Raw genomic sequence first — 20750 nt, forward strand, 5'->3', positions numbered from 1 at the left:
AGGAAAGCCAGCGCATCAGCGCAGTAAAATGTGTTCCGGGTAAGATACACGGAATAATTATTGATGGAAAAGTGAGATAACGACAGGGATTATCGCTAAAGAAGGCTATTCACCGGTTATCTGTTTTCCAAGGTTGCGAATAATACCTGCAGTCATGCCCCAGATAAAATGCTTTTGGTAATCCACCACCCGGACCGTGTGGGGCTGTCCGTTTCGCAGCACGTCCAGCCGGAAAAAGTTCGCAGGGGAAAGCAAGGGGGCTAATGGTACTTCAAAGCTCAGCGCGACTTCTTCCGGGGCCAGGGTCAGCAGAGTGCCTGGCGTTAACAACGCCACAAACGGGGTGACGCGAAAGCCGGTCTGACTGCTGACGACGGGGAGGGTACCGATAACCTCGATGTGACGGGGGGGCACCCCCAATTCTTCACAGGTTTCCCGTAGCGCGGTCTGCATCAGTGAACGGTCAGCCGGATCCCGTTTCCCGCCGGGAAAGGCAACCTGTCCCGGATGATGCCGCAAATGCGCGGCACGCTTTGTCAGCAGCAGGTGTGGCTCCGGATACGTTATCACCGGCACTAATACGGCCGCTTCACGGCCACCCGGCGACACCGGTGCATTGTCCGGGGGTAACAGTAAAGTGAACCGCTGACGGAATGCCTCGCTATTCATTGCAGGCCGAAGCGGATAAATGCTGCAGAGCCGGGAGGATCCTCTGCACTTTATGGAAAGTCTCCTGATACTCCTCGTCCAGGACGCTGTCGGCGACAATCCCGCCGCCGGCGGTACAGTAAAGTTTTCCGCCTTCGGCGGTCAGGGTCCGGATAGTGATACTGGTATCCATGGTACCGCAACGGCTGAGATAACCGATGCTGCCACACCAGGCATTCCGGCGATGAGGCTCCAGTTCGTCGATAATTTCCATGGCACGGATCTTCGGTGCCCCGGTAATGGATCCCCCCGGGAAGCAGGATCGTAACAGGTCAGTCGGGTGAAGATCGGCTGGCAGGCTTCCGCGAACCGTACTGACCAGATGATGCACCGCCGGGAAAGGCTCCACAGTGAACAGTTCAGGGACGGTCACACTGCCCGGTGTCGCAATGCGGCCGATATCGTTACGCAGCAAGTCGACAATCATCAGGTTCTCGGCCCGATCTTTTTCTGCGACCGCGAGTTCTGCGGCCTGCCTTGCATCTTCCTGCGGATCGGTCATCCGCGGGCGGGTCCCTTTAATCGGCCGGGTTTCAATCTCACTGCCGGAGACTTTAAGAAAGCGTTCCGGGGAGAGGCTCAGCAGACAGCTTTCGTTAAGACGAATAAATGCGCTGAAAGGCGCCCGGTTTTGGTGACTCAGATGTTCCCAGGCTTGCCACTCACTTCCTTCATAACCGGCGCTGAACCGCTGTGCCAGATTTATCTGGTAACAGTCGCCGGCACGGATATACTCTTTGACCCGCTCGAAACACCGGGCGTAGCCCTGAGCCGATAAATTGCTTTCCCAGTCGGTCAGTAACCGAAAGGGGGGCTGCGGAGATAACTGTTGTTGAGACAGCCAGTGAAGACGCTGGCTGACGTCGCTCAGGCTGACCAGGGTAAGGCGTTTTTGATGGTGATCTGCTATCATGGCCCAGTCGTAAATACCGACTGCCATATCAGGGGTCTGCAGATCGTTTATTGCCCGTTGGGGAAGGTGTTCAAATCGTCGCCCCAGATCATAACCGAACAGACCCAGCGCGCCGCCGGCAAAGGGAATATCCGCATCGGGAGTGCCGACAGCCGGTAATATTTCCAGGGCTTCCTGCACCAGAGCCAGCGGATCCCGCCCGGAAAGCCTGAAGCCAACGGCATCTTCAATGGTGGTTTCAGTCCCACGGGTAGTGAGTGTCCGGAGGGGAGCCGCGCTAAAAATATCAAAACGGTTATCGTGATGATCTGCACCGGAAGAGCTTAATAACATGGCCCACGGTTGTTCAGAAACACGCGAAAACCAGCCGGTAAGCGCGTCCGGAGAGTATGGCAGGGAAATTGTTTTCAGGGTCATAAGTGTCAGAAAGTCGTCAGCATCGAAACTGACTATAGCCTGACATATTTTTTTATCACTGACATCCGTTATCTCGTGCATCCTGCACAGAGCTGTTGTCTGACAGAGGTTTCTATGTTTAAAGGATTACCGGCACTTTCGGTTGAACAGCAACAACAGGCCGTCGAACGCATTCATCAACTGATTGCCGATGGCATGTCCAGCGGTGAGGCTATCGCACAGGTTGCGGCTGAAATTCGTGAAACGCACCAGGGCGGGATCAGCCTGGCGCGCTTTGAAGATGACGAAGAAGACGAGCAGGAATAGCGGCGCTTATAACGCGGCGATCACCTTAATTTCTACTTTGTATTTCGGATGCATCAGACCGGCCAGCACGGTGCAGCGCACCGGTGCATTTCCCGGAGAGACCCAGGCATCCCAGGCCTGGTTCATCGCGTCAAAATCGGCTTTGTCAGTCAGAAAAATGGTCGCGTCCAGGATCTTACTTTTATCGCTGCCGACGCGGGCCAGGATCTTATCGATAACGGCCAGGGCATCGGCGGTCTGTGCCAGGGCGTCGCCTTCAAGATCTTCCGGCACACTGGTGTAGTATACCGTCTGATCGTGAATTACGGCTTCGGACATACGGTGTTCAGGATCGATTCGTGTAATGGTCATTCACAACTCCTTAGTGTCAATGTCCGTCAGCCTGCCATATCAGGAGGAATATGTCATCCCTGGTGGTGAGCGGGCAGGATTACTGACATAATTGCAGGGTGCAACCGAATGACGAGAGAGGCGATGTGACTGAAGATTTTTCCCCGGGAGGGATCCTGACCGATGCCATTCCGGGTTTCCGGCCTCGCGCCGCTCAGCGGGAAATGGCTCAGGCCGTCACAACCGCAATATCAGAAGGGCATGAGCTGGTTGCGGAAGCCGGCACCGGCACCGGAAAGACCTTCGCCTATCTGGTTCCGGCGCTGCGCTCCGGTAAAAAAGTGATTGTCTCCACCGGTTCCCGTGCATTACAGGATCAGCTTTATACCCGGGATCTCCCGACCATTGTTAACGCACTGTCCTACAAAGGAAAAACGGCTCTCCTGAAGGGCCGGTCGAATTACCTTTGTCTGGAAAGAATGGATCAGCAAAACCTCTCCGGTGGCGACCTTCCTGTACAGGCATTGAGTGATTTAGTCAGTGTCCGTGGCTGGTCGGCGGTGACGGTGGACGGAGATATCAGCAGTTGCGGTAGTGTGGCAGAAGACAGCACCTTATGGCCGCTGGTGACCAGTACCAATGATAACTGTCTGGGCAGTGACTGTCCCCGCTACAGTGACTGCTTTGTGGTTAAAGCGCGCCAGCGAGCGATGGATGCAGATGTCGTGGTGGTGAATCATCATCTTTTCCTTGCCGATCTGGTGGTCAAAGAAAGTGGTTTTGCCGAGCTGATCCCGGAGGCAGATGTCATGATCTTTGATGAAGCGCATCAGCTTCCTGACATTGCCAGCCAGTATTTCGGTCAGCAGATTTCCGGGCGTCAGCTGCAGGATCTGTCGCGTGATATTACTATCGCATACCGTACCGAAGTGCGGGATGTACAGCAGTTACAGAAAGCGGCCGACCGTCTGGCTCAGGCCAGTCAGGACTTCCGGCTGATACTGGGAGACCCGGGGTATCGCGGTAATCTGCGGGAAGTCTTACAGCGTCCCGATGTTTCACGCATGCGGGTATTGCTGGATGATGCGCTGGAACTCTGCTACGACGTGATTAAACTCAGTCTTGGGCGCTCAGCCTTACTTGATGCCGCCTTCGAACGGGCAGCGCAATACCGGACCCGGCTTAAACGCATCAGTCAGACCAGTGAGGCGGGGTTCAGTTACTGGTATGAATGTAACGCCCGCTACTTTACCCTGGCACTGACACCACTTTCGGTCGCAGAACGCTTTCGTGAAGTGATGGATGCCCGTAAAGCCGCCTGGGTTTTCACCTCTGCAACCCTGTCCGTTAACGGCAAAATGGATCACTTTGCTGACCGGTTAGGGGTGAGCGGCGCCCGGCAGCTGATCCTCAACAGTCCTTTTGATTATCGTCAGCAGGCATTGCTTTGTGTGCCACGAAATCTTCCGGAAAACCAGCGTCCCGGGGCGGCTAAATCATTGGCCGCCATGCTTGCGCCGTTGATTGAAGCGAACCGGGGACGCTGCTTCTTTTTATGTACCTCGTATCAGATGATGCGTGATCTGGCGGCTGAATTCAGGGCGTTACTGACGTTGCCGGTACTGTTACAGGGAGAAACCAGCAAAGGTCAGATCCTGCAGCAGTTTATTGAGGCAGGTAATGCCTTGCTGGTGGCAACCAGCAGTTTCTGGGAAGGCGTGGATGTCCGCGGTGATGCGTTATCACTGGTGATTATCGATAAGCTGCCCTTTACCTCGCCGGAAGACCCTTTACTGAAAGCGCGAATGGAAGACGCGCGTCACCGGGGACTGGATCCTTTTAATGAAGTGCAATTGCCGGATGCGGTTATTACGCTGAAACAAGGGGCAGGGCGGCTGATCCGTGATGTGACGGATCGCGGTGTGCTGGTGATTTGTGATGCCAGACTGGTCTCAAGGCCTTATGGCGAGCTGTTTCTTAACAGTCTTCCGGATACACCGCGTACCCGGGATCTTGCCCGGGCGGAAGCGTTTATTACTGCAGGAAGTCCGCAGATGATGGAGGATACCGATGAAACCTGAGCCTGTCTTATTTTGTTGCGGATCATTTGCATTTCCTGATGTGTCTTTCATGTATCCCTGCGCCGCTGCGGTGTAGAATAGTCTTACCGGAAGAGGGCGGACGGGCGAAACTCCGCATCAGTCCTCACCGGTTCTTCACACTTATTAATAACGAAAAATTATGCAAGATATCTCAACACTGAAACTATTAGCCCTGGATACTGCGACAGAAGCCTGTTCCGCAGCCATCCTGAATCAACAGCAGCAGGATGCACGTTTTGAGATTGCGCCCCGTGATCACACCCGTAAGATCCTGCCGCTGGTGGCAGAATTACTGGCAGGACAGGAACTGACCCTGAATTCTCTGCATGCCCTGGTGTTTTGTCGTGGTCCGGGCAGTTTTACCGGTGTGCGTATCGGCATCGGCATTGCTCAGGGGCTGGCGCTCGGCGCGGAGCTACCAATGATTGGCGTCTCCACGCTGGCTACGCTGGCGCAAGGGGCTTTCAGACGCTGTCAGGCGGACAGGGTACTGACGGCCATTGATGCCCGGATGGGGGAAGTCTATTGGGCAGAATATCAGCGTGATGCGTCAGGAGAATGGCAGGGCAGTGACACCGAAGCCGTATTAAGTCCGGCTCAGGCCCTTCTGCGTATGCAGTCACTTTCCGGCCGCTGGGCAATGGCAGGAACAGGGTGGCAGGCGTATCCGGAATTGCTGCAGGGGCATTCTCTGGAGCTGACGGAGGGGGCTACCGAATTACCGGCCGCAGAAGACATGCTGCCCCTGGCGACAGTGCTCTGGCAACGGGGCGAAGTGTCGCAGGCGGCAGACATTGAGCCGGTGTATCTGCGTAACGAAGTGACATGGAAAAAATTGCCTGGCAGATAATGCCGGCAGCATGTGGTTCGGATGAGGTGAGGCAACGGATAACATTCAGGAGATAATCATGATGAAACTGATCAAACATTGTCCGGCAATGCTGCTGGTCCCGGTATTACTGTTGTCAGGATGTGTTACGGTGCCGCAGAGTATCCGCGGTCATTCCCCGTTGCCTCAGCAGAATCTGGTCCAGGTGATGAATGCGCCGCAGCTTTATGTCGGTCAGGAATCACGGTTCGGGGGTAAAGTCGTCAGCGTGAGCAATACCAATGGCCGGACCCGCATTGAGCTGGCCGTACAGCCACTGGATGACAGCGCGCGGCCGGTGCTGGGTGCGGCTTCAATCGGCAGGATCTACGCGGACGTACCTGCTTTTGTCGACCCGGTTAACCTTAATAACCAGTATCTGACGGTGCTGGGCAATATCCGTGGTACCGATGAAGGTAAGGTCGGTAACGCGTCCTATAAATTCCTGGTGATTGATGTCACCGGTTATCAGCGCTGGCATCTGGTCAGACAGGTAATGACGCCACCGCAACCAATGGATCCGTGGTTCGTCTACGGCCCGGGTCCCGGACGTTACCGTCACGGTTACTGGGTTGCTAACCCCTGGTGGGGATTCTATAACCCGGGGCCGGCCACGGTTCAGTCTTACCTGACGGAATAAGTGATACGGTGACAAAGACCGTGGCCTGCCGGCCGCGGTTTTTTTGTGCGTTTCTCCGCTCCGCCAGGGGCCCGGCTTTTCGCATTTTCACCGTCTGGCGGGTAAATCAGGGCGGAGAGGTAAAGAGTTGCTTGACCCTGACTGTAATAATCTGACAGGGTAGGCAGATGCAGAAAACAGTTAATGCCCGGCAGCCGGACAATGTGGCTGGCCGGCACTGTTCAGGTCCACCGGAACAAGCTCCGTTATACCACCCCACGGTGGCGCCGGAATCTTTTTATACCAACGCCGGAGAGCCCGGCGTTTTTCATTATCGCTGTGATGTATTTCCACAGTAAGAGAGAATGTTGCTTTGAACTATCAATTAATTCATACCAATCAGCAACTGGCAGAGGTTTGCGCTGAAGCCAGACAGAAAACAGCCGTTGCCCTGGATACCGAGTTTGTCCGTACCCGAACCTATTATCCGCAACTGGGGTTGATCCAGTTATTTGACGGCTCACTCCTGACGCTGATTGATCCTCTCGGGATCAGCGACTGGGAACCCTTCAAGGCCCTGCTGAGTGATGTTCAGGTGGTTAAGTACCTGCATGCTGGCGGAGAAGATTTAGAAGTCTTCCTTAACCGTTTCGGTGTTCTGCCTGAACCCATGGTCGATACCCAAATCCTGGCGGCATTCCTGGGCTTCCCGATGTCACTGGGATTTGCAGCAATGGTCTCAGAGTTCGAGGGTGTGACGCTGGATAAAAGTGAATCACGCACTGACTGGCTGGCCAGGCCTCTCAGTGAACGTCAGTGTGAGTATGCCGCGGCAGATGTCTGGTATTTGTTGCCGATTGCACAAAAACTGCATCAGCAGGCTGAAGAGCAACAGGTGCTGGCAGATGCACTCAGTGAATGTACGATGTTATGCGAAAGGCGCAGAGATATCCTGCCGGCGGATCAGGCATGGATTGATATCAGTCAGGCCTGGCAGCTCCGCCCGTTGCAACTGGCAGCGTTGCAGAAGCTCGCAGAATGGCGCCTGAACTATGCACGGCGTAAAGATATGGCGGTTAACTTCGTCGTCAAAGAGGAAAACCTCTGGAAAGTCGCACGCTATCTGCCAGGGTCTCTGGGGGAGTTACACGAGATGGGGCTTGCCGGACCGGAAATACGTTTCCACGGCGACACCTTGCTTCGTCTGGTCGCTCAGGCCAAAGAGGCCCCGGAAGAGAGTTATCCGTTACCGTTGAAAAACCTGATCGAGTGCCCTGGCTATAAAGCCCTGTTTAAGGACCTGAAAGCCTGCATTAAATCGATCAGTGACCGCACGGGCTTCAGTCAGGAGTTACTGGCTTCCCGTCGGCAGATCAATCAGGTACTGAGTGAACACTGGAAAATTAAACCTGTGAGTCGCACGCCGGAGCTGCTGAAAGGCTGGCGGGGTAAACTGATGGAACAGGAAATTACCGCCATTATCGACGGTAAATAAGAAACCGGTGAATGCCGCCGTTGAGCGCGGCATTCATTATCGGTTGCAGGGCCTCATTTCGCGGCTTCTTCAGCTTCCGGTAGCGTCACGTTGAGCTCAAGAATCGAGATATCTTCCCCTTTCTGGTCCAACTGAACGGTAACCATCTCCGGATCAATCTTCACATACTTACAAATCACTTCCAGAATATCGCGTTTCAGTTGCGGAAGATAATGGGGTTCACTGTCTCCACGACGTCGTTCCGCGACGATGATTTGCAGACGTTCTTTAGCAATGTTTGCAGTATGTTTTTTCCGGGATAAAAAGAAATCAAGTAATGCCATGTCTTATCCCCCGAACAGGCGTTTTAGGAAACCCTTCTTCTCTTCTTCAATAAAGCGGAAGGGACGTTCTTCACCGAGTAAGCGATCGACGGTATCAGCATAGGCTTTGCCTGCGTCTGAAATAGTATCCAGAATCACAGGTTCGCCCTGGTTTGAAGCACGCAGCACTGACTGGTCTTCGGGGATCACTCCCACCAGAGGGATACGCAGGATCTCCAGGACATCTTCCATGCTTAACATGTCGCCACGGCTGACCCGGCCCGGGTTGTAACGGGTCAGCAGAAGGTGTTCTTTGATAGGTGTTTCACCTTTTTCTGCACGGCGTGACTTAGAGGCAATAATGCCGAGAATACGGTCAGAGTCGCGGACAGATGAGACTTCAGGGTTGGTGGTAATGATAGCTTCATCGGCGAAATAGAGTGCCATCAGCGCCCCGGTTTCGATACCGGCAGGGGAGTCACAAACCACAAAGTCGAAATCAAGGTCGGAAAGTTCGTTCAGGACTTTCTCCACACCTTCGTAGGTGAGCGCATCTTTATCGCGGGTCTGCGAAGCAGGTAAGATAAACAGGTTTTCGGTACGTTTGTCTTTAATCAATGCCTGATTCAGCGTAGCATCACCCTGGATAACATTGACAAAGTCATAGACAACCCGCCGTTCGCATCCCATGATCAGGTCCAGATTACGCAGACCGATATCGAAATCGATAACGACGGTTTTTTTCCCTTTCTGCGCTAAACCGGTAGCGATGGCCGCGCTTGACGTGGTCTTGCCAACGCCCCCTTTGCCCGATGTAACTACAATAATGCGTGCCATATATGATGATTTCCTTAACAATAGAAAAGGGGTCTAATTGAGTGTCTTAATCGACAGTACACCGTCAGTTAACGACAAGCGTGCCGCTTGTCCGGAATATTCTGACGGGATCTGATCCATAATCCAGTATTCACCGGCAATGGACACCAGTTCTGCCGCTAAATGGGTACAAAAAATTTCGGCGCTCTGCTCACCACTGGCTCCTGCCAGGGCGCGGCCCCGCATCATTCCGTAGATATGAATATTACCATCCGCGACAAGTTCGGCACCGGCACTGACACTGCTGGTGACGATCAGGTCCGCATTTTTAGCATAAATTTGCTGACCCGAACGTACCGGAGTATTGACGATCCGCGTACGGGCGAACGTCTCTCCCTCTGTCACCACAGGCGGTGCTGTCACCGGTGGCTCTGCCGGGGCAGGTAACGGTTCACTGTCACGGGTTTTACGTAAGTCTTTTCCCTCGGTCAGTACCGGCAGACCTGCAGCCTGAATCAGTTGCTTTAGCTGTTCATCTTTACAACCGCTGACACCCATAATACGCAAGCCGGTCGAGGTGATCGCTGACTGGATTTTCGGCCAGTTCACGTCCGCGGATAACGAGGAAATATTCAGAACAACCGGGGCATTTTTAAGAAACGCCGGTGCCTGATCAATTTTTTCCAGAATCGCCTGACGGATCACTTCGGGCTGTGTGTGGTGAAGATGTACAACAGATAAAGTAAAACTGCTTCCTTTAAGTTCAATTGGCGTTTGCGACATCTGTCCTGACCAGTCCTGTTTTTACAGTTTCATTTCTGAACAGGCGTTTAAATATCCGCCATTGGCCCAGAAGGTTCAATATTCGAATGACTCTTGTCATGTTATAGTTACACTATTATCAGGGCAAGTCACCACAGAGATTAATTCGGAGAAAAATATGTTATGTGCCATCTACAGAAGTTCATTACGGGACCAGACCTATCTGTATATTGAAAAAAAAGATGATTTCTCCCGTGTCCCTGAAGAGCTTCTGAAAGGTTTTGGCAAACCAGTGCTGGCTATGGTGCTATCCCTGGCCGGGCGGGAAAAATTAGGCAGTGCCGATATCAATAAAGTGAAGCAGGAATTGCAGGAAAAAGGCTATTATTTACAGGTACCACCACCGGTCGAAAACTTACTTAAAACACATCTGGCTTCTGCAAAAAATTAATTATTAAGATTACTCTGTAATTATAACCAGTATTATTTCCGGGATGTTCAATACATCCCGTTTCACATTTTCTGGTCAGAACCTCATTGCCACACCTCTCATTTTATCTTTAACCCGGCAGCCGGTTTCCGTTAACGTTAATCCGGGGTAAGAATTTGTTACCTGTTTCCCCGCAGAAGATGTGCTCAGCCGGAGGGGAACTATTTTCTTTTCTGCAGTTTCCTGATAATTATGGTTCGCTAATTGTTCACTTTTTGTAACGAGGGCTCGACATGTATCAGCATCGGAACTGGCAGGGAGAATTACTGGAGCTGCCCGCAGGTAAAGTGGTTTGCGTTGGCAGTAATTACGCGAAACATATCAGTGAAATGGGCAGTATTACCCCCGAAGAGCCGGTCGTCTTTATTAAACCTGAAACGGCACTCTGTGATTTACGACAGCCGCTGCATCTGCTTACCGGTTTTGGCGAAATCCACCATGAAACCGAGCTGGCAGTACTGATAGGCAGTACCTTACAACAGGCAAGCGAAGCACAGGTCTTACCGGCAATTGCAGGTTACGGTGTTGCGCTGGATTTGACCTTGCGTTCGGTGCAGGCGGGACTCAAAAAGAAAGGGCAGCCGTGGGAAAAATCAAAAGGGTTTGATAATTCCTGTCCTGTTTCGGGGTTTGTGCCGGCGGCAGAATTCAGCAGCGACCCGCAAAACACCACGCTGCAACTGGAGGTCAATGGGGAAATCCGTCAGTCAGGGAATACCCGCGATATGATCCATAAGATAGTGCCGCTGATAGCCTATATGTCCCGTTTCTTTACCCTCCGTCCCGGCGATATTATTCTCACCGGCACCCCTGAAGGGGTCGGGCCGTTGAATGCCGGAGATGCGTTAACCGTCTCTTTTGCCGGCCATGCGATTACCACACGGGTCGCATAGGGCTTGCATATCGGGCGATGACTCTTTATAACGGGCGCCTGAAACGGATAAAGAGAAATTGCTAATGACGACAAATGCCCCGTTCTGGGAAACCAGGCGCCTTGAAGAGATGACCGATGAGGAGTGGGAATCCGTCTGTGATGGCTGCGGACAGTGTTGTCTGAATAAATTACAGGACGCGGATACGGATGAAATTTACTTCACCAACGTGGCCTGTAATTTGCTGAACATCAAAAGCTGTCGTTGCAGGCACTATGAAAACCGCTTCGAGTATGAACCCGATTGCATCAAGCTGACGCGCGAAAACCTGCCGACATTCTCCTGGCTCCCTCGGACGTGCGGGTACCGTTTACTGGCTGAAGGCAAACCCTTGCCTGCCTGGCATCCGCTGCGCACCGGGTCTGCGAAAGAGATGCATGCGAACCGTATCTCGGTCAGATATATTGCCGTGCGGGAAAGTGAAGTGCAGAACTGGGAAGATCATATCATCGAACGTCCCGACCGGGGCTGCTAAGGGTAACCCATCCTGGCCGGGACATGCGGACCGGCTTACTTCCTTTTGAACAGGCTTATCTGGGCAATTAACACCACAACAGCGACCAGCAGATAGGCGGCAAACACGCCAACCAGCCACTCAGGCATGCTGAGGTTGAAAAGCGTCCAGCTGCGATCCAGACAGTTACCACTGGCGACGAACATTCCGGGGACCCACTGGTCCAGCGGCAGCCAGGATGGAAAACGGGCTTTAAAGTCACAGGTTGCGAACAGCGGCGGATGGATCTGTAGCATCGTGTGTTCCCAGGATAACCTGAGTCCTTCCGTGGCACTGACCAGCCAGATAATGATCCCGGCAAAGCGCAACGGGGTTGCCGGCGCGATAGCCCCCACAACTCCGGCCAGTAGCACGCCCAATAATGCACAGCGCTCATAAATACACATCACGCAGGGCCTCAGACCCATGACATGCTGGAACCAGAGTGCGGTGAGTTCAAGTGCCAGCGCTGTCAGAGCCAGAAGCAGCCAGGCGCCCCGGCCTCTGGAACAGCGATTTAACATTACTAACATACTGTTTTCCTTATTTAATCCCGACGTCAGGAAGTGTAAACAAAAACACGTTATATGCCATCTCTGTCGGAGAATATTATCAACAAAATATGTCAGAGGACGATCACTTTTTCTGACTGGCCGCTACTGAAGAATTTAATACGTTGTTAATTAATTGATTGATGCTGATCCCGTTTTAGTTATCCGGGTGCTATAACGCTGAACAGGCTTTTGCTATGATACTTTTTTCGTCAAAGGCATGTCAGGTTAAGAGAAAGAAACGTTATGGTCATCAAGGCACAGACTCCTGCAGGATTTGCTGAAGAGTATATTATCGAAAGCATCTGGAACAGTCGTTTTCCCCCGGGAACCTATTTGCCTGCTGAACGCGAATTATCCGAACTTATCGGTGTAACAAGGACGACGCTTCGCGAAGTTCTGCAGCGTTTATCCCGGGATGGCTGGCTGACTATCCGCCATGGGAAACCGACGCAGGTGAATAACTTCTGGGAAACCTCCGGTCTGAATCTTCTTGAGACGCTGGCGCATCTGGACCATGAAAGTGTCCCGCAGATGATCGATAATCTTTTTGCGGTTCGTACCAGTATTGCGAGTATTTTTATCAGCCGGGCTTTGACACATAACCCTTTGCAGGCTCAACAGGTACTTACTGAAGCGCTAAATGCGGCAGCCGGCAGCGCAGAGTATACCGATATTGATTACCGGCTTTTCCAGGGGCTTGCTTTCGCCTCCGGCAATCCTATCTATGGTCTGATCATTAATGGCCTGAAAGGCTTGTTTACGCGGGCAGGGCGACAATACTTCTCACTGGATGAGGCTCGTCAGCTGGCATACAGCTTTTATCATAAACTTTATGAACTGAGCCAGGCCGGGGTAAGTAAATCAGAGGTGGCAGACACTATTCGTGATTACGGTCGGCGCAGTGGGGAGATCTGGCAGGCCTTGCAGGTCTCCATGCGACAGAACGCCGCAGAGGCATCGTAAACGCGCAGCGCCGGTCAGTCCGGCGCAGGCATTATTGACGGGGCGCACGGGAAGGGCAGCGCTCAAGCAGTTCCACACTTCCGTCCTCATTCTCCTGCTCCAGCAGAACATCAAAACCCCATAAGCGGTGAATGTGCTTCATGACTTCTGTCCGGGTGTCTGCCAGAGACACTCTTTTCTGCGGTATATAGCGCAGAGTCAATGATCTGTCGCCGCGTAAATCGACATTCCATACCTGAATATTGGGCTCCAGCAGGCTCAGATTATATTGTGCCGACAGTTGCTGGCGGATTGACCGATACCCTTCGTCGTCGTGGATAGCGGAAATTTCCAGATAATTTTTTCGGTCATCATCGGCCACCGCAAATAAGCGGAAATCCCGCATCAGTTTGGGCGACAGAAACTGGCTGATAAAACTTTCATCTTTAAATTCCCGCATGGCGAAATGCAGCGTTTCCAGCCAGTCTTTACCGGCAATGTCAGGAAACCAGCGCTTATCTTCTTCTGTGGGCTGCTCACAGATACGCCGGATATCCTGAAACATTGCAAACCCCAGCGCATAAGGATTAATCCCGCTATACCACTGGCTGTTATAGGGGGGTTGCGCGACGACATTGGTATGATTATGCAAAAATTCGAGCATAAACCGGTCACTGACTTTACCTTCGTCATACAAATGGTTCAGCAAGGTATAGTGCCAGAAGGTTGCCCAGCCTTCGTTCATGACCCGGGTCTGTTTTTGAGGATAAAAATACTGACTGATTTTACGGACGATGCGTAAGATCTCGCGCTGCCAGGGCTCAAGCAGCGGGGCATTTTTTTCCATGAAATAGAGCAGGTTTTCCTGAGGCTCTGCCGGATAGCGGGGCGCAGAGGTCTCTTCTGCCTCTTTTTCTTTACGTGGCAGAGTGCGCCACAGGGTGTTTATCTGGCTCTGCAGGTAGGCTTCCCGGCTCTGCTGGCGCACCTTCTCTTCCTGCAGTGATATTTTTTGGGGGCGCTTATAGCGGTCAACACCATAATTCATCAGGGCATGGCAGGAGTCGAGTAAACGTTCAACGCTCTCAATGCCATATATTTCTTCGCAATCCGCAATGTAATTTCTGGCAAACAGCAGATAGTCGACGATAGACCCGGCATCTGTCCAACTGCGGAACAGGTAGTTATTTTTGAAAAAAGAGTTATGACCATAGCAGGCATGGGCCATCACCAGAGCCTGCATCGTCATGGTATTTTCTTCCATGAGATACGCAATACACGGATTAGAATTGATGACGATTTCGTAGGCGAGTCCTTGTTGGCCGTGTTTGTAGAGTTGCTCGGTTTCTATAAATTTTTTACCGAAAGACCAATGGGTATAATTGATAGGCATACCGATGCTGGAGTAGGCATCCATCATTTGTTCTGAGGTAATGACTTCAATCTGATGGGGATAGGTGTCCAGCCGGTAATGCTTAGCGACTCTGTCAATCTCAGACAGGTATTGTTCCAGCAAATCAAACGTCCAGTCCGGACCATCACTCAGGCGCTCAGGCCGCAGGACAGGCCGGTCAAAAAAGGTTGTCATAGCACACCTCGTCTTTCTGCAGCGAATTATCTTCCGGCGAACCGGCATCATCATCCTGATAAAAGAAACGTTTGCGTACCTGTCAGGTACTTTTTAAGGATAGTCGATACTTTTGCGGGGCAGTAACCCTGGCGGCAGAAAAGGGCGATAAAAAAAGGCTGAATTATGTTACGGGCTATTTTTGTGCCTGAAAGATAAATTTTGAGCAACAAAACAGGATAATATCCTGTATATAAGGTAATTTTATGGCAACATTTAAAAATTCTGACAACCTTTCTTAAAGCGCATATCCGCATAATTAACTACTAATTTTTAATATTAAACCGATTTAACTACTGAATATTCACTTTAGTGCTGATTTTAGTTACCAGGAAAGTAAAAAAAAGGTGAAATAGCCTGAATCGGGTCATATGGGTCGTGTTAGTTGATAACACTACTCTGAAGGTCTTTATCAGGTTTATTATGCTACGGGGGTGGTATGAAGGTTTTGATTCTGGGAAGTGGTGTTGTAGGAGTAACGAGTGCCTGGTATCTGGCGCAGGCAGGGCATGAAGTCACGGTCATCGATCGCAGTAGCGGGCCGGCAGAAGAGACCAGTGCCGGGAATGCCGGTCAAATCTCCCCGGGTTACGCCTCGCCCTGGGCAGCGCCAGGTATTCCCCTGAAGGCCGTAAAATGGATGTTCCAGAAACATTCACCCCTGTCGATCCGTCCGGACGGGACAACTTTTCAGCTGCAATGGATGTGGGAAATGCTGAAAAACTGCACCCTGCCACATTACCAGGAAAACAAAAGCCGTATGGTGCGGATTGCGGAGTACAGCAGGGATTGCCTGAAAGATTTGCGGGCGACGACGGGTATCCTTTACGAGGGCCGTCAGGGAGGAACCCTGCAGTTATTCCGTACCGAACAGCAGTATGAGAATGCCTCTAAGGATATTAAAGTGCTGGAGGAAGCGGGTGTTCCTTACCGTTTACTCAAATCCGCTGAGCTTCATAGCATCGAACCGGCGCTGGCAGCCACTCAGCATAAACTGACCGGCGGTTTGCAGTTACCGAACGATGAAACCGGGGATTGTCAGTTATTCACCCGGCGGTTGGCCGCCATGGCCGAAGAAGCCGGAGTCACCTTCCGTTATAATGTGGCTGTCGATCAGTTACTGCGTGACGGAAACAGCATTAGCGGAGTGAAATGCGGTGCGGAAACCCTGACCGCTGACCGTTATATTGTGGCCTGTGGCTCTTATTCAACCGCACTGCTGAAAGATATCGTTCCGGTGCCGGTTTATCCACTGAAAGGCTATTCCCTGACCATCCCGGTAAAAAACGCGGACGGTGCACCTGAATCCACCATCCTTGATGAAACCTATAAAGTTGCAGTAACACGATTCGATAACCGCATCCGGGTCGGAGGTATGGCAGAGATTGTTGGTTTTAACACCAAACTGTTACCGGCTCGCAGAGAAACACTGGAGATGGTCGTCAGGGATCTCTATCCTGAAGGCGGGTTTGTTGAACAGGCAACATTCTGGACCGGTTTGCGCCCGATGACCCCGGATGGTACCCCGATCGTTGGCCGTACACCGCTGACGAATCTGTACCTGAACACAGGGCATGGCACACTGGGATGGACGATGGCATGTGGTTCCGGAAAACTGATTGCCGATATTATTTCCGGTAATACGCCGGATATTGCGGCTGATGATTTGTCGGTGATGCGCTACTTACCGGGTTTTGATCGCCGGTCATCATTATCCGGTATTAAAGCTGTCAGTTAACGTTTCAGGAGAGTGAGATGTCCCGACCGATTTTCGCCACGGTAAATCAGCAGGCGTTAGAGCAGAATTTAGAGATTATCAGAAAAAAAGTGCCGGATTCAAAAATCTGGACAGTAGTTAAAGCAAATGCCTACGGGCACGGTATTTCCCGGTGTTATGAGGCCCTGAGTTCTGCAGACGGTTTTGCGCTGCTGAACTATGAAGAAGCCATACTTCTCCGTGAACAGGGTTGGAAAAAACCTATTTTGTTACTGGAAGGTTTTTTTAAGGCACAGGATCTGGCCTTGCTGGATCGCTATCGTCTGACGACCAGCGTACACAGTGAGTGGCAGATTGAAGCTCTGGCAAACGCCCGGTTATCCGCGCCGCTGAATATCTATGTCAAAATTAACAGCGGCATGAATCGTCTGGGCTTTCGCCCGGAGCAACTTAAGGATGTCTGGCACCGGTTGGCTGCGTTGCCAAATGTGGGCGAAATGACTCTGATGACACACTTCGCCCGCGGTGAAGAGTCGGACGGCGTGACAGAGCCGGTGGCTTTGCTGGATGTCGCGGCTGAGGGCATGGAAGTGTCGCGCTGTTTCGCGAACTCGGCGGCGACATTATGGCACCCGCAGACACACCATCAGTGGGTCCGGCCAGGCATTATCCTCTACGGCGCATCACCTTCGGGCCGGTGGCAGGATATCGCCGATACCGGACTGCAGCCGGTCATGCAGTTGCACAGTGAGATCATCGGTATCCAGCAGTTACAACCGGGGCAAGGCGTCGGGTACGGTTACCGTTATCAGGCTGAAAGTGCGCAGCGGATTGGCGTGGTGGCGTGTGGTTATGCCGATGGTTACCCGCGTCATGCACCTACCGGTACTCCGGTGGCGGTAGACGGTATTCTGACCCGTACCGTTGGCCGCGTCTCGATGGATATGATTATGGTGGATCTTACTCCCTGTCCTCAGGCACAGATTGGCTCTAAGGTCGAACTGTGGGGAGAGCAGGTGCATATTGATGATGTGGCCGCGGCCTCTGATACCGTAGGGTATGAGCTTATGTGTGCCGTCGCCCCCCGGGTACCCTTCCGCACTCTTTAATTCTCTGACAGCCTCCCCGGTGTGCGGGAGGCTGTATTCTGTTAATCCCCGGGCTTGCGGCTGAACGCCCGGGGATTAACAGAAGGCCCTGACCATTACAGCTCGGTCAGGGTACCTTTTACAGAGTGGCTACAGCGCCAGGCGATAAAGGCCAGTACCGCGCCGATTAACATCATAAGGGAAAGCGCATGCTGAGGTGTCAGGGGCAGGGCCAGCATGCACAGGCTGCCACCGGCTCCGCCTGCCATCTGGAAGAACCCCTGCAACGCCGATGCCATACCCGCCTGTTGCTGGTAAGGTTCCAGCGCATAGCTGGTGGCCGGGCCGATAATAAACGCCAGACCCGCAACGGCGAGTGCGACCGGCAACATATAACTCAGCCAGTGTTGCTGAAGGGCTGTGCTGAACAGTACGGCTTCACTGCTCAGAAGACAGGCAGCAATCAGCATGCATATACCGCCAAAGAACAGGCAGAAGGGACGACCGGCTTTACGGATGACGTAACTGACAACACTGCTGACCAGCATGATCCACAAACCGTTGGCTCCGAAGGCCAGTGCAAAAGCAAACGATGACAGGCCCGCTTGCTCCATCAGAACCAGCGGTGCGAGTGACACATAGGTCAGAACCATTCCCAGCGCCCCTGCATTTGCCAGAGCAAAGCAGACAAACCGTACGTCAGAAAGAATAGACGCATACTGCTTTAACGGAAAAAAGGGGACTTTTAGCGTCTCTTTTGGGCGTGTTTCCGGCAGGAACAGCAGGATGACCACCCCAATCATGACCGCATACAGGCAAAGGAAGCTAAACGGTGCACGCCATCCCCAGAATTCTGCCAGCGTCCCCCCCAGTAAAGGCGCAAGCGCAGGAACGATATTCAGCGCGCCATTAAGAAAGCCGAAAGTTTTCGCGGCTTCGTCACCGCTGAGACGATCACGGACTCCACTGAACGCAACCACAGCCGTACAGCAGACAGCACAGCCCTGGATGATCCGTGCGGCCAGAAATACCGGCCAGTGGTCGGCGAGTGCAGCGGTCAGGCTGCCAGCGGCGTAAAGGCCTAATCCGGCGAGGGCGACGGGTTTGCGGCCGAAGTTATCTACCAGCGGCCCGGTGATTAACTGACCCAGTCCCATCACCAGTAAGAACAAGGGAATGGTAGACTGAATATTACTCACCGGGGTATGTAACCCGGAGGCAACCTGTGGCAGTGTGGGCAGATACAGGTCTATGCCCAGCGGGGCTAGCAGGACCAGGCTCAGCAGTAACAGAGTGTATTTATTCATAAATAAGCAGGTGACCTGAAAAAAGCGGACAAGATTACCCTGTTTCCGCGGTAACGAATAGTGATAAATAATAATTTTATGTCTGACCGTGAAGGGACAGTATTAACAGCAGACGCAGACTCCGCTGCAAGGCAACGGAGCTGCTCCTTCCGGCCGGGGTCAGGAAGCTTCCCCGCTCATTCTTACGCCGACTTTGAGGATATCGTTGCCTTCTTTTTCAGCAATAGTCCAGGTGATATTCATCCATTCGAGCTGATCACCGATGACCGGCGTTCCGCCTAATTGCTGAACAATCAGTCGGGACAGTGGCTGATGTGCCCGGACGTCGGGGTCGAGTTCCAGTCCGTACACCTGAGCAATATCATAAAGGTCTGTGCTGGCATCCAGAATAAAATCGCCAAAAAAACGTTGCTCCAGTGAAGAGGGCGGACTTTGACTGAACATTTTACCTAATGCCGGCAAATCTTTTTCCCGGCCGATCACACAGAGGATGTCATCTTCCTGCAAGCGGGTTGACCCTGACGGATGCATCAGCACATTACCGCGGAACAGTGCCGCAATACGGGTATCCGCCGGCATTTCAAGTTCTCTCAGTGCCGCACCAATACACCATTTGTCCGCGCTGAGCTGATAGACAAACTCTTCCCATTGCGTATCCGGATGGATGTCCAGCCCGATACGCTGAATAGGCTCTGCGGTCGGTGGTACCACAACTCTGGCAAGCTTTGCTGCTTTGGTCAGGGAGGTTCCTTGCAGCATCAGAGAGACCAGTACCACAAAGAAGGCAATATCGAAGTAAAGCTTAGCATTATCAAGTCCGGCCATCATCGGGAAAACCGCAAGGATAATCGGGACGGCTCCCCGTAAGCCTACCCAGCTGATAAAAAAACGTTCTCTCAGGGTGAAGTTTTTAAAAGGTAACAGCCCGGCAAACACAGACAGCGGCCGGGCGACAAAAATAAGCCACAGAGAGAGCATCATCGCGGGGAACGCAATTTGCCATAAATCTGTCGGTACCACTAACAGCCCGAGGACAATAAACATGCCGATTTGGCTTAGCCAGGCCATTCCGTCAAACGTTTGCAGAATTCCGTTACGGTTACGGATCGGTGTATTTCCCAGCCAGCAACCGCACAGGTAAACCGCCAGAATACCGCTGCCTTCCATCAATGTGGTCAGCGCAAAAACGAGGATCCCGCCGCTGACGGCCAGTAAAGGATAGAGACCCGGCGGTAAGGTAATGCGGTTAATAAGCTGCTGAAGGGCAAAGCCGCCACCGATCCCCAGTACAATACCCAGCCCGAATTCCCGGACCAGGTGCACCAGAAACATCATGCTCAGACCGGTTTGTCCTTTCTGGATCATCTCTATCAGAGTTATGGTTAAAAACACGGCCATCGGGTCATTACTGCCGGACTCGATTTCCAGCGTGGCACTGACCCTTTCGTTCAGGCCTTTCCCTCCCAGCAGTGAAAACACGGCCGCGGCATCGGTGGAGCCGATAATGGCACCTATCAGGAACCCTTGCATCAGGTCGAGATGAAATAACCAGGCGGCCATCAGCCCGGTCAGCCCGGCGGTGATTAACACACCAATAGTGGCGAGAGACAGGGAAGGCCGGAGCGCGACTTTCAGCGATGCGACACGGGTGCGCATTCCCCCGTCCAGCAGAATAACCGCCAGTGCCAGGTTAGAGACCAGATAGGCGGCGGGGTAGTTATTAAATACAATCCCACCAATGCCATCTTCTCCGGCCAGCATGCCCAGCGCGAGGAAAATCACCAGGATAGGAATACCCAGTTTCGATGAAAAGGCACTGAGTATAATACTTGACGCTACCAGCACTGAGCCAATAACAAAGAGACTGTAAATCATGCCGGAATCCAATATAACTGCTCCCTGAAGATAAATAATGTGGCAGAGATGAAACTCTGCAGGATCCCTGAATCGGGCCGGAAATCA

The 20750-nt window shown here is 52.5% G+C and carries 21 protein-coding genes; 11 read left to right on the forward strand and 10 right to left on the reverse strand.

All coding sequences use genetic code 11. The features are described from left to right. Positions 1-105: 105 nt before the first annotated feature. Both CG67_RS11095 and pabB read right to left on the reverse strand, forming a co-directional pair. Entirely contained in the window at positions 106-669 is a 564-nt protein-coding gene (locus CG67_RS11095) for a CoA pyrophosphatase (RefSeq protein WP_025903015.1), read from the reverse strand. Continuing rightward, a complete protein-coding gene (gene pabB / locus CG67_RS11100) occupies positions 662-2038 on the reverse strand; it encodes an aminodeoxychorismate synthase component 1 (protein ID WP_025903016.1) in 1377 nt (458 codons plus the stop codon). Before pabB ends, CG67_RS11095 begins: the two co-directional genes overlap by 8 nt. Positions 2039-2152: 114 nt before the next feature. On the opposite strand from pabB, the gene CG67_RS11105 reads away from it, so the two are divergent. Next, entirely contained in the window at positions 2153-2344 is a 192-nt protein-coding gene (locus CG67_RS11105; protein WP_025903017.1) for a YoaH family protein, read from the forward strand. A 6-nt stretch (positions 2345-2350) separates the two neighbouring features. Here the strand turns inward: CG67_RS11105 and CG67_RS11110 are convergent, their stop codons facing one another. Next, positions 2351-2695: a RidA family protein gene (locus CG67_RS11110; protein ID WP_025903018.1), complete on the reverse strand. Its 345-nt coding sequence runs from the start codon at positions 2693-2695 to the stop codon at positions 2351-2353. 125 nt (positions 2696-2820) lie between these two features. Here CG67_RS11110 and CG67_RS11115 point away from each other — a divergent pair, with 125 nt between their 5' ends. The 4 genes from CG67_RS11115 to rnd all read left to right on the forward strand — a co-directional run bounded on the left by CG67_RS11115 (position 2821) and on the right by rnd (position 7758). Further along, a complete protein-coding gene (locus CG67_RS11115) occupies positions 2821-4755 on the forward strand; it encodes an ATP-dependent DNA helicase (protein ID WP_025903019.1) in 1935 nt (644 codons plus the stop codon). A 160-nt stretch (positions 4756-4915) separates the two neighbouring features. Next, a complete protein-coding gene (gene tsaB / locus CG67_RS11120) occupies positions 4916-5626 on the forward strand; it encodes a tRNA (adenosine(37)-N6)-threonylcarbamoyltransferase complex dimerization subunit type 1 TsaB (protein ID WP_029990163.1) in 711 nt (236 codons plus the stop codon). 61 nt (positions 5627-5687) lie between these two features. Further along, a complete protein-coding gene (locus tag CG67_RS11125) occupies positions 5688-6284 on the forward strand; it encodes a Slp family lipoprotein (protein WP_081671445.1) in 597 nt (198 codons plus the stop codon). Between the two features lie 352 nt (positions 6285-6636). Next, positions 6637-7758: a ribonuclease D gene (gene rnd, locus CG67_RS11135; protein WP_025903023.1), complete on the forward strand. Its 1122-nt coding sequence runs from the start codon at positions 6637-6639 to the stop codon at positions 7756-7758. 53 nt (positions 7759-7811) lie between these two features. On the opposite strand, the gene minE is transcribed toward rnd, so the two are convergent. Genes minE through minC form a run of 3 tightly spaced genes read right to left on the reverse strand, consistent with a single transcriptional unit; the run spans position 7812 to position 9659 of the window. After that, positions 7812-8081 (reverse strand): cell division topological specificity factor MinE, encoded by a 270-nt coding sequence (minE, locus tag CG67_RS11140; RefSeq protein ID WP_025903024.1) that lies wholly within the window; start codon positions 8079-8081, stop codon positions 7812-7814. Between the two features lie 3 nt (positions 8082-8084). Beyond that, the gene (gene minD / locus CG67_RS11145; protein WP_025903025.1) at positions 8085-8897 is read right to left on the reverse strand and encodes a septum site-determining protein MinD; all 813 of its coding nucleotides are present in this window, start codon (positions 8895-8897) and stop codon (positions 8085-8087) included. Positions 8898-8930: 33 nt separating this feature from the next. Continuing rightward, positions 8931-9659, reverse strand: a complete 729-nt coding sequence (gene minC / locus CG67_RS11150; protein WP_025903026.1) for a septum site-determining protein MinC — start codon at positions 9657-9659, stop codon at positions 8931-8933. 157 nt (positions 9660-9816) lie between these two features. Here minC and CG67_RS11155 point away from each other — a divergent pair, with 157 nt between their 5' ends. The 3 genes from CG67_RS11155 (at position 9817) to CG67_RS11165 (ending at position 11535) form a co-directional block, all read left to right on the forward strand. Beyond that, complete coding sequence (locus CG67_RS11155) at positions 9817-10089, forward strand: YcgL domain-containing protein (RefSeq protein ID WP_025903027.1); 273 nt, start codon at positions 9817-9819, stop codon at positions 10087-10089. 272 nt (positions 10090-10361) lie between these two features. Further along, entirely contained in the window at positions 10362-11021 is a 660-nt protein-coding gene (locus CG67_RS11160) for a fumarylacetoacetate hydrolase family protein (protein WP_025903028.1), read from the forward strand. A gap of 64 nt (positions 11022-11085) precedes the next feature. After that, complete coding sequence (locus CG67_RS11165) at positions 11086-11535, forward strand: YcgN family cysteine cluster protein (protein ID WP_025903029.1); 450 nt, start codon at positions 11086-11088, stop codon at positions 11533-11535. A gap of 35 nt (positions 11536-11570) precedes the next feature. On the opposite strand, the gene dsbB is transcribed toward CG67_RS11165, so the two are convergent. Next, a complete protein-coding gene (gene dsbB, locus CG67_RS11170; RefSeq protein ID WP_025903030.1) occupies positions 11571-12086 on the reverse strand; it encodes a disulfide bond formation protein DsbB in 516 nt (171 codons plus the stop codon). Between the two features lie 264 nt (positions 12087-12350). Here dsbB and fadR point away from each other — a divergent pair, with 264 nt between their 5' ends. After that, positions 12351-13070, forward strand: a complete 720-nt coding sequence (gene fadR, locus CG67_RS11175) for a fatty acid metabolism transcriptional regulator FadR (RefSeq protein ID WP_025903031.1) — start codon at positions 12351-12353, stop codon at positions 13068-13070. 31 nt (positions 13071-13101) lie between these two features. On the opposite strand, the gene CG67_RS11180 is transcribed toward fadR, so the two are convergent. Beyond that, positions 13102-14637 carry a SpoVR family protein gene (locus CG67_RS11180; RefSeq protein ID WP_025903032.1) on the reverse strand — a complete coding sequence of 512 codons (1536 nt, stop codon included), beginning with the start codon at positions 14635-14637 and terminating at the stop codon, positions 13102-13104. Positions 14638-15115: 478 nt separating this feature from the next. Between CG67_RS11180 and CG67_RS11185 the strand changes: the two genes are divergently transcribed. After that, on the forward strand, positions 15116-16414 hold the full coding sequence (locus CG67_RS11185; RefSeq protein ID WP_025903033.1) for a D-amino acid dehydrogenase: 1299 nt from the start codon (positions 15116-15118) through the stop codon (positions 16412-16414). Between the two features lie 17 nt (positions 16415-16431). Next, complete coding sequence (dadX, locus tag CG67_RS11190; protein ID WP_025903034.1) at positions 16432-17502, forward strand: catabolic alanine racemase DadX; 1071 nt, start codon at positions 16432-16434, stop codon at positions 17500-17502. 95 nt (positions 17503-17597) lie between these two features. On the opposite strand, the gene CG67_RS11195 is transcribed toward dadX, so the two are convergent. Both CG67_RS11195 and CG67_RS11200 read right to left on the reverse strand, forming a co-directional pair. Next, positions 17598-18788, reverse strand: coding sequence for a multidrug effflux MFS transporter (locus CG67_RS11195; RefSeq protein WP_025903035.1), 1191 nt, complete (start codon positions 18786-18788; stop codon positions 17598-17600). A 159-nt stretch (positions 18789-18947) separates the two neighbouring features. Continuing rightward, positions 18948-20663 (reverse strand): potassium/proton antiporter, encoded by a 1716-nt coding sequence (locus CG67_RS11200; RefSeq protein WP_371190692.1) that lies wholly within the window; start codon positions 20661-20663, stop codon positions 18948-18950. Positions 20664-20750 lie beyond the last annotated feature (87 nt).

Source organism: Tatumella sp. UCD-D_suzukii, assembly GCF_000611875.2.
GTDB lineage: Bacteria > Pseudomonadota > Gammaproteobacteria > Enterobacterales > Enterobacteriaceae > Tatumella > Tatumella ptyseos.

Coding starts and splice junctions, on each gene's coding strand:
- CG67_RS11095 (WP_025903015.1), bottom strand. CDS start 669: ATGAATAGCGAGGCATTCCGTCAGCGGTTCACTTTACTGTTACCCCCG.
- pabB (WP_025903016.1), bottom strand. CDS start 2,038: ATGACCCTGAAAACAATTTCCCTGCCATACTCTCCGGACGCGCTTACC.
- CG67_RS11105 (WP_025903017.1), top strand. CDS start 2,153: ATGTTTAAAGGATTACCGGCACTTTCGGTTGAACAGCAACAACAGGCC.
- CG67_RS11110 (WP_025903018.1), bottom strand. CDS start 2,695: ATGACCATTACACGAATCGATCCTGAACACCGTATGTCCGAAGCCGTA.
- tsaB (WP_029990163.1), top strand. CDS start 4,916: ATGCAAGATATCTCAACACTGAAACTATTAGCCCTGGATACTGCGACA.
- CG67_RS11125 (WP_081671445.1), top strand. CDS start 5,688: ATGAAACTGATCAAACATTGTCCGGCAATGCTGCTGGTCCCGGTATTA.
- minE (WP_025903024.1), bottom strand. CDS start 8,081: ATGGCATTACTTGATTTCTTTTTATCCCGGAAAAAACATACTGCAAAC.
- minD (WP_025903025.1), bottom strand. CDS start 8,897: ATGGCACGCATTATTGTAGTTACATCGGGCAAAGGGGGCGTTGGCAAG.
- minC (WP_025903026.1), bottom strand. CDS start 9,659: ATGTCGCAAACGCCAATTGAACTTAAAGGAAGCAGTTTTACTTTATCT.
- CG67_RS11155 (WP_025903027.1), top strand. CDS start 9,817: ATGTTATGTGCCATCTACAGAAGTTCATTACGGGACCAGACCTATCTG.
- CG67_RS11160 (WP_025903028.1), top strand. CDS start 10,362: ATGTATCAGCATCGGAACTGGCAGGGAGAATTACTGGAGCTGCCCGCA.
- CG67_RS11165 (WP_025903029.1), top strand. CDS start 11,086: ATGACGACAAATGCCCCGTTCTGGGAAACCAGGCGCCTTGAAGAGATG.
- dsbB (WP_025903030.1), bottom strand. CDS start 12,086: ATGTTAGTAATGTTAAATCGCTGTTCCAGAGGCCGGGGCGCCTGGCTG.
- fadR (WP_025903031.1), top strand. CDS start 12,351: ATGGTCATCAAGGCACAGACTCCTGCAGGATTTGCTGAAGAGTATATT.
- CG67_RS11180 (WP_025903032.1), bottom strand. CDS start 14,637: ATGACAACCTTTTTTGACCGGCCTGTCCTGCGGCCTGAGCGCCTGAGT.
- CG67_RS11185 (WP_025903033.1), top strand. CDS start 15,116: ATGAAGGTTTTGATTCTGGGAAGTGGTGTTGTAGGAGTAACGAGTGCC.
- dadX (WP_025903034.1), top strand. CDS start 16,432: ATGTCCCGACCGATTTTCGCCACGGTAAATCAGCAGGCGTTAGAGCAG.
- CG67_RS11195 (WP_025903035.1), bottom strand. CDS start 18,788: ATGAATAAATACACTCTGTTACTGCTGAGCCTGGTCCTGCTAGCCCCG.
- CG67_RS11200 (WP_371190692.1), bottom strand. CDS start 20,663: ATGATTTACAGTCTCTTTGTTATTGGCTCAGTGCTGGTAGCGTCAAGT.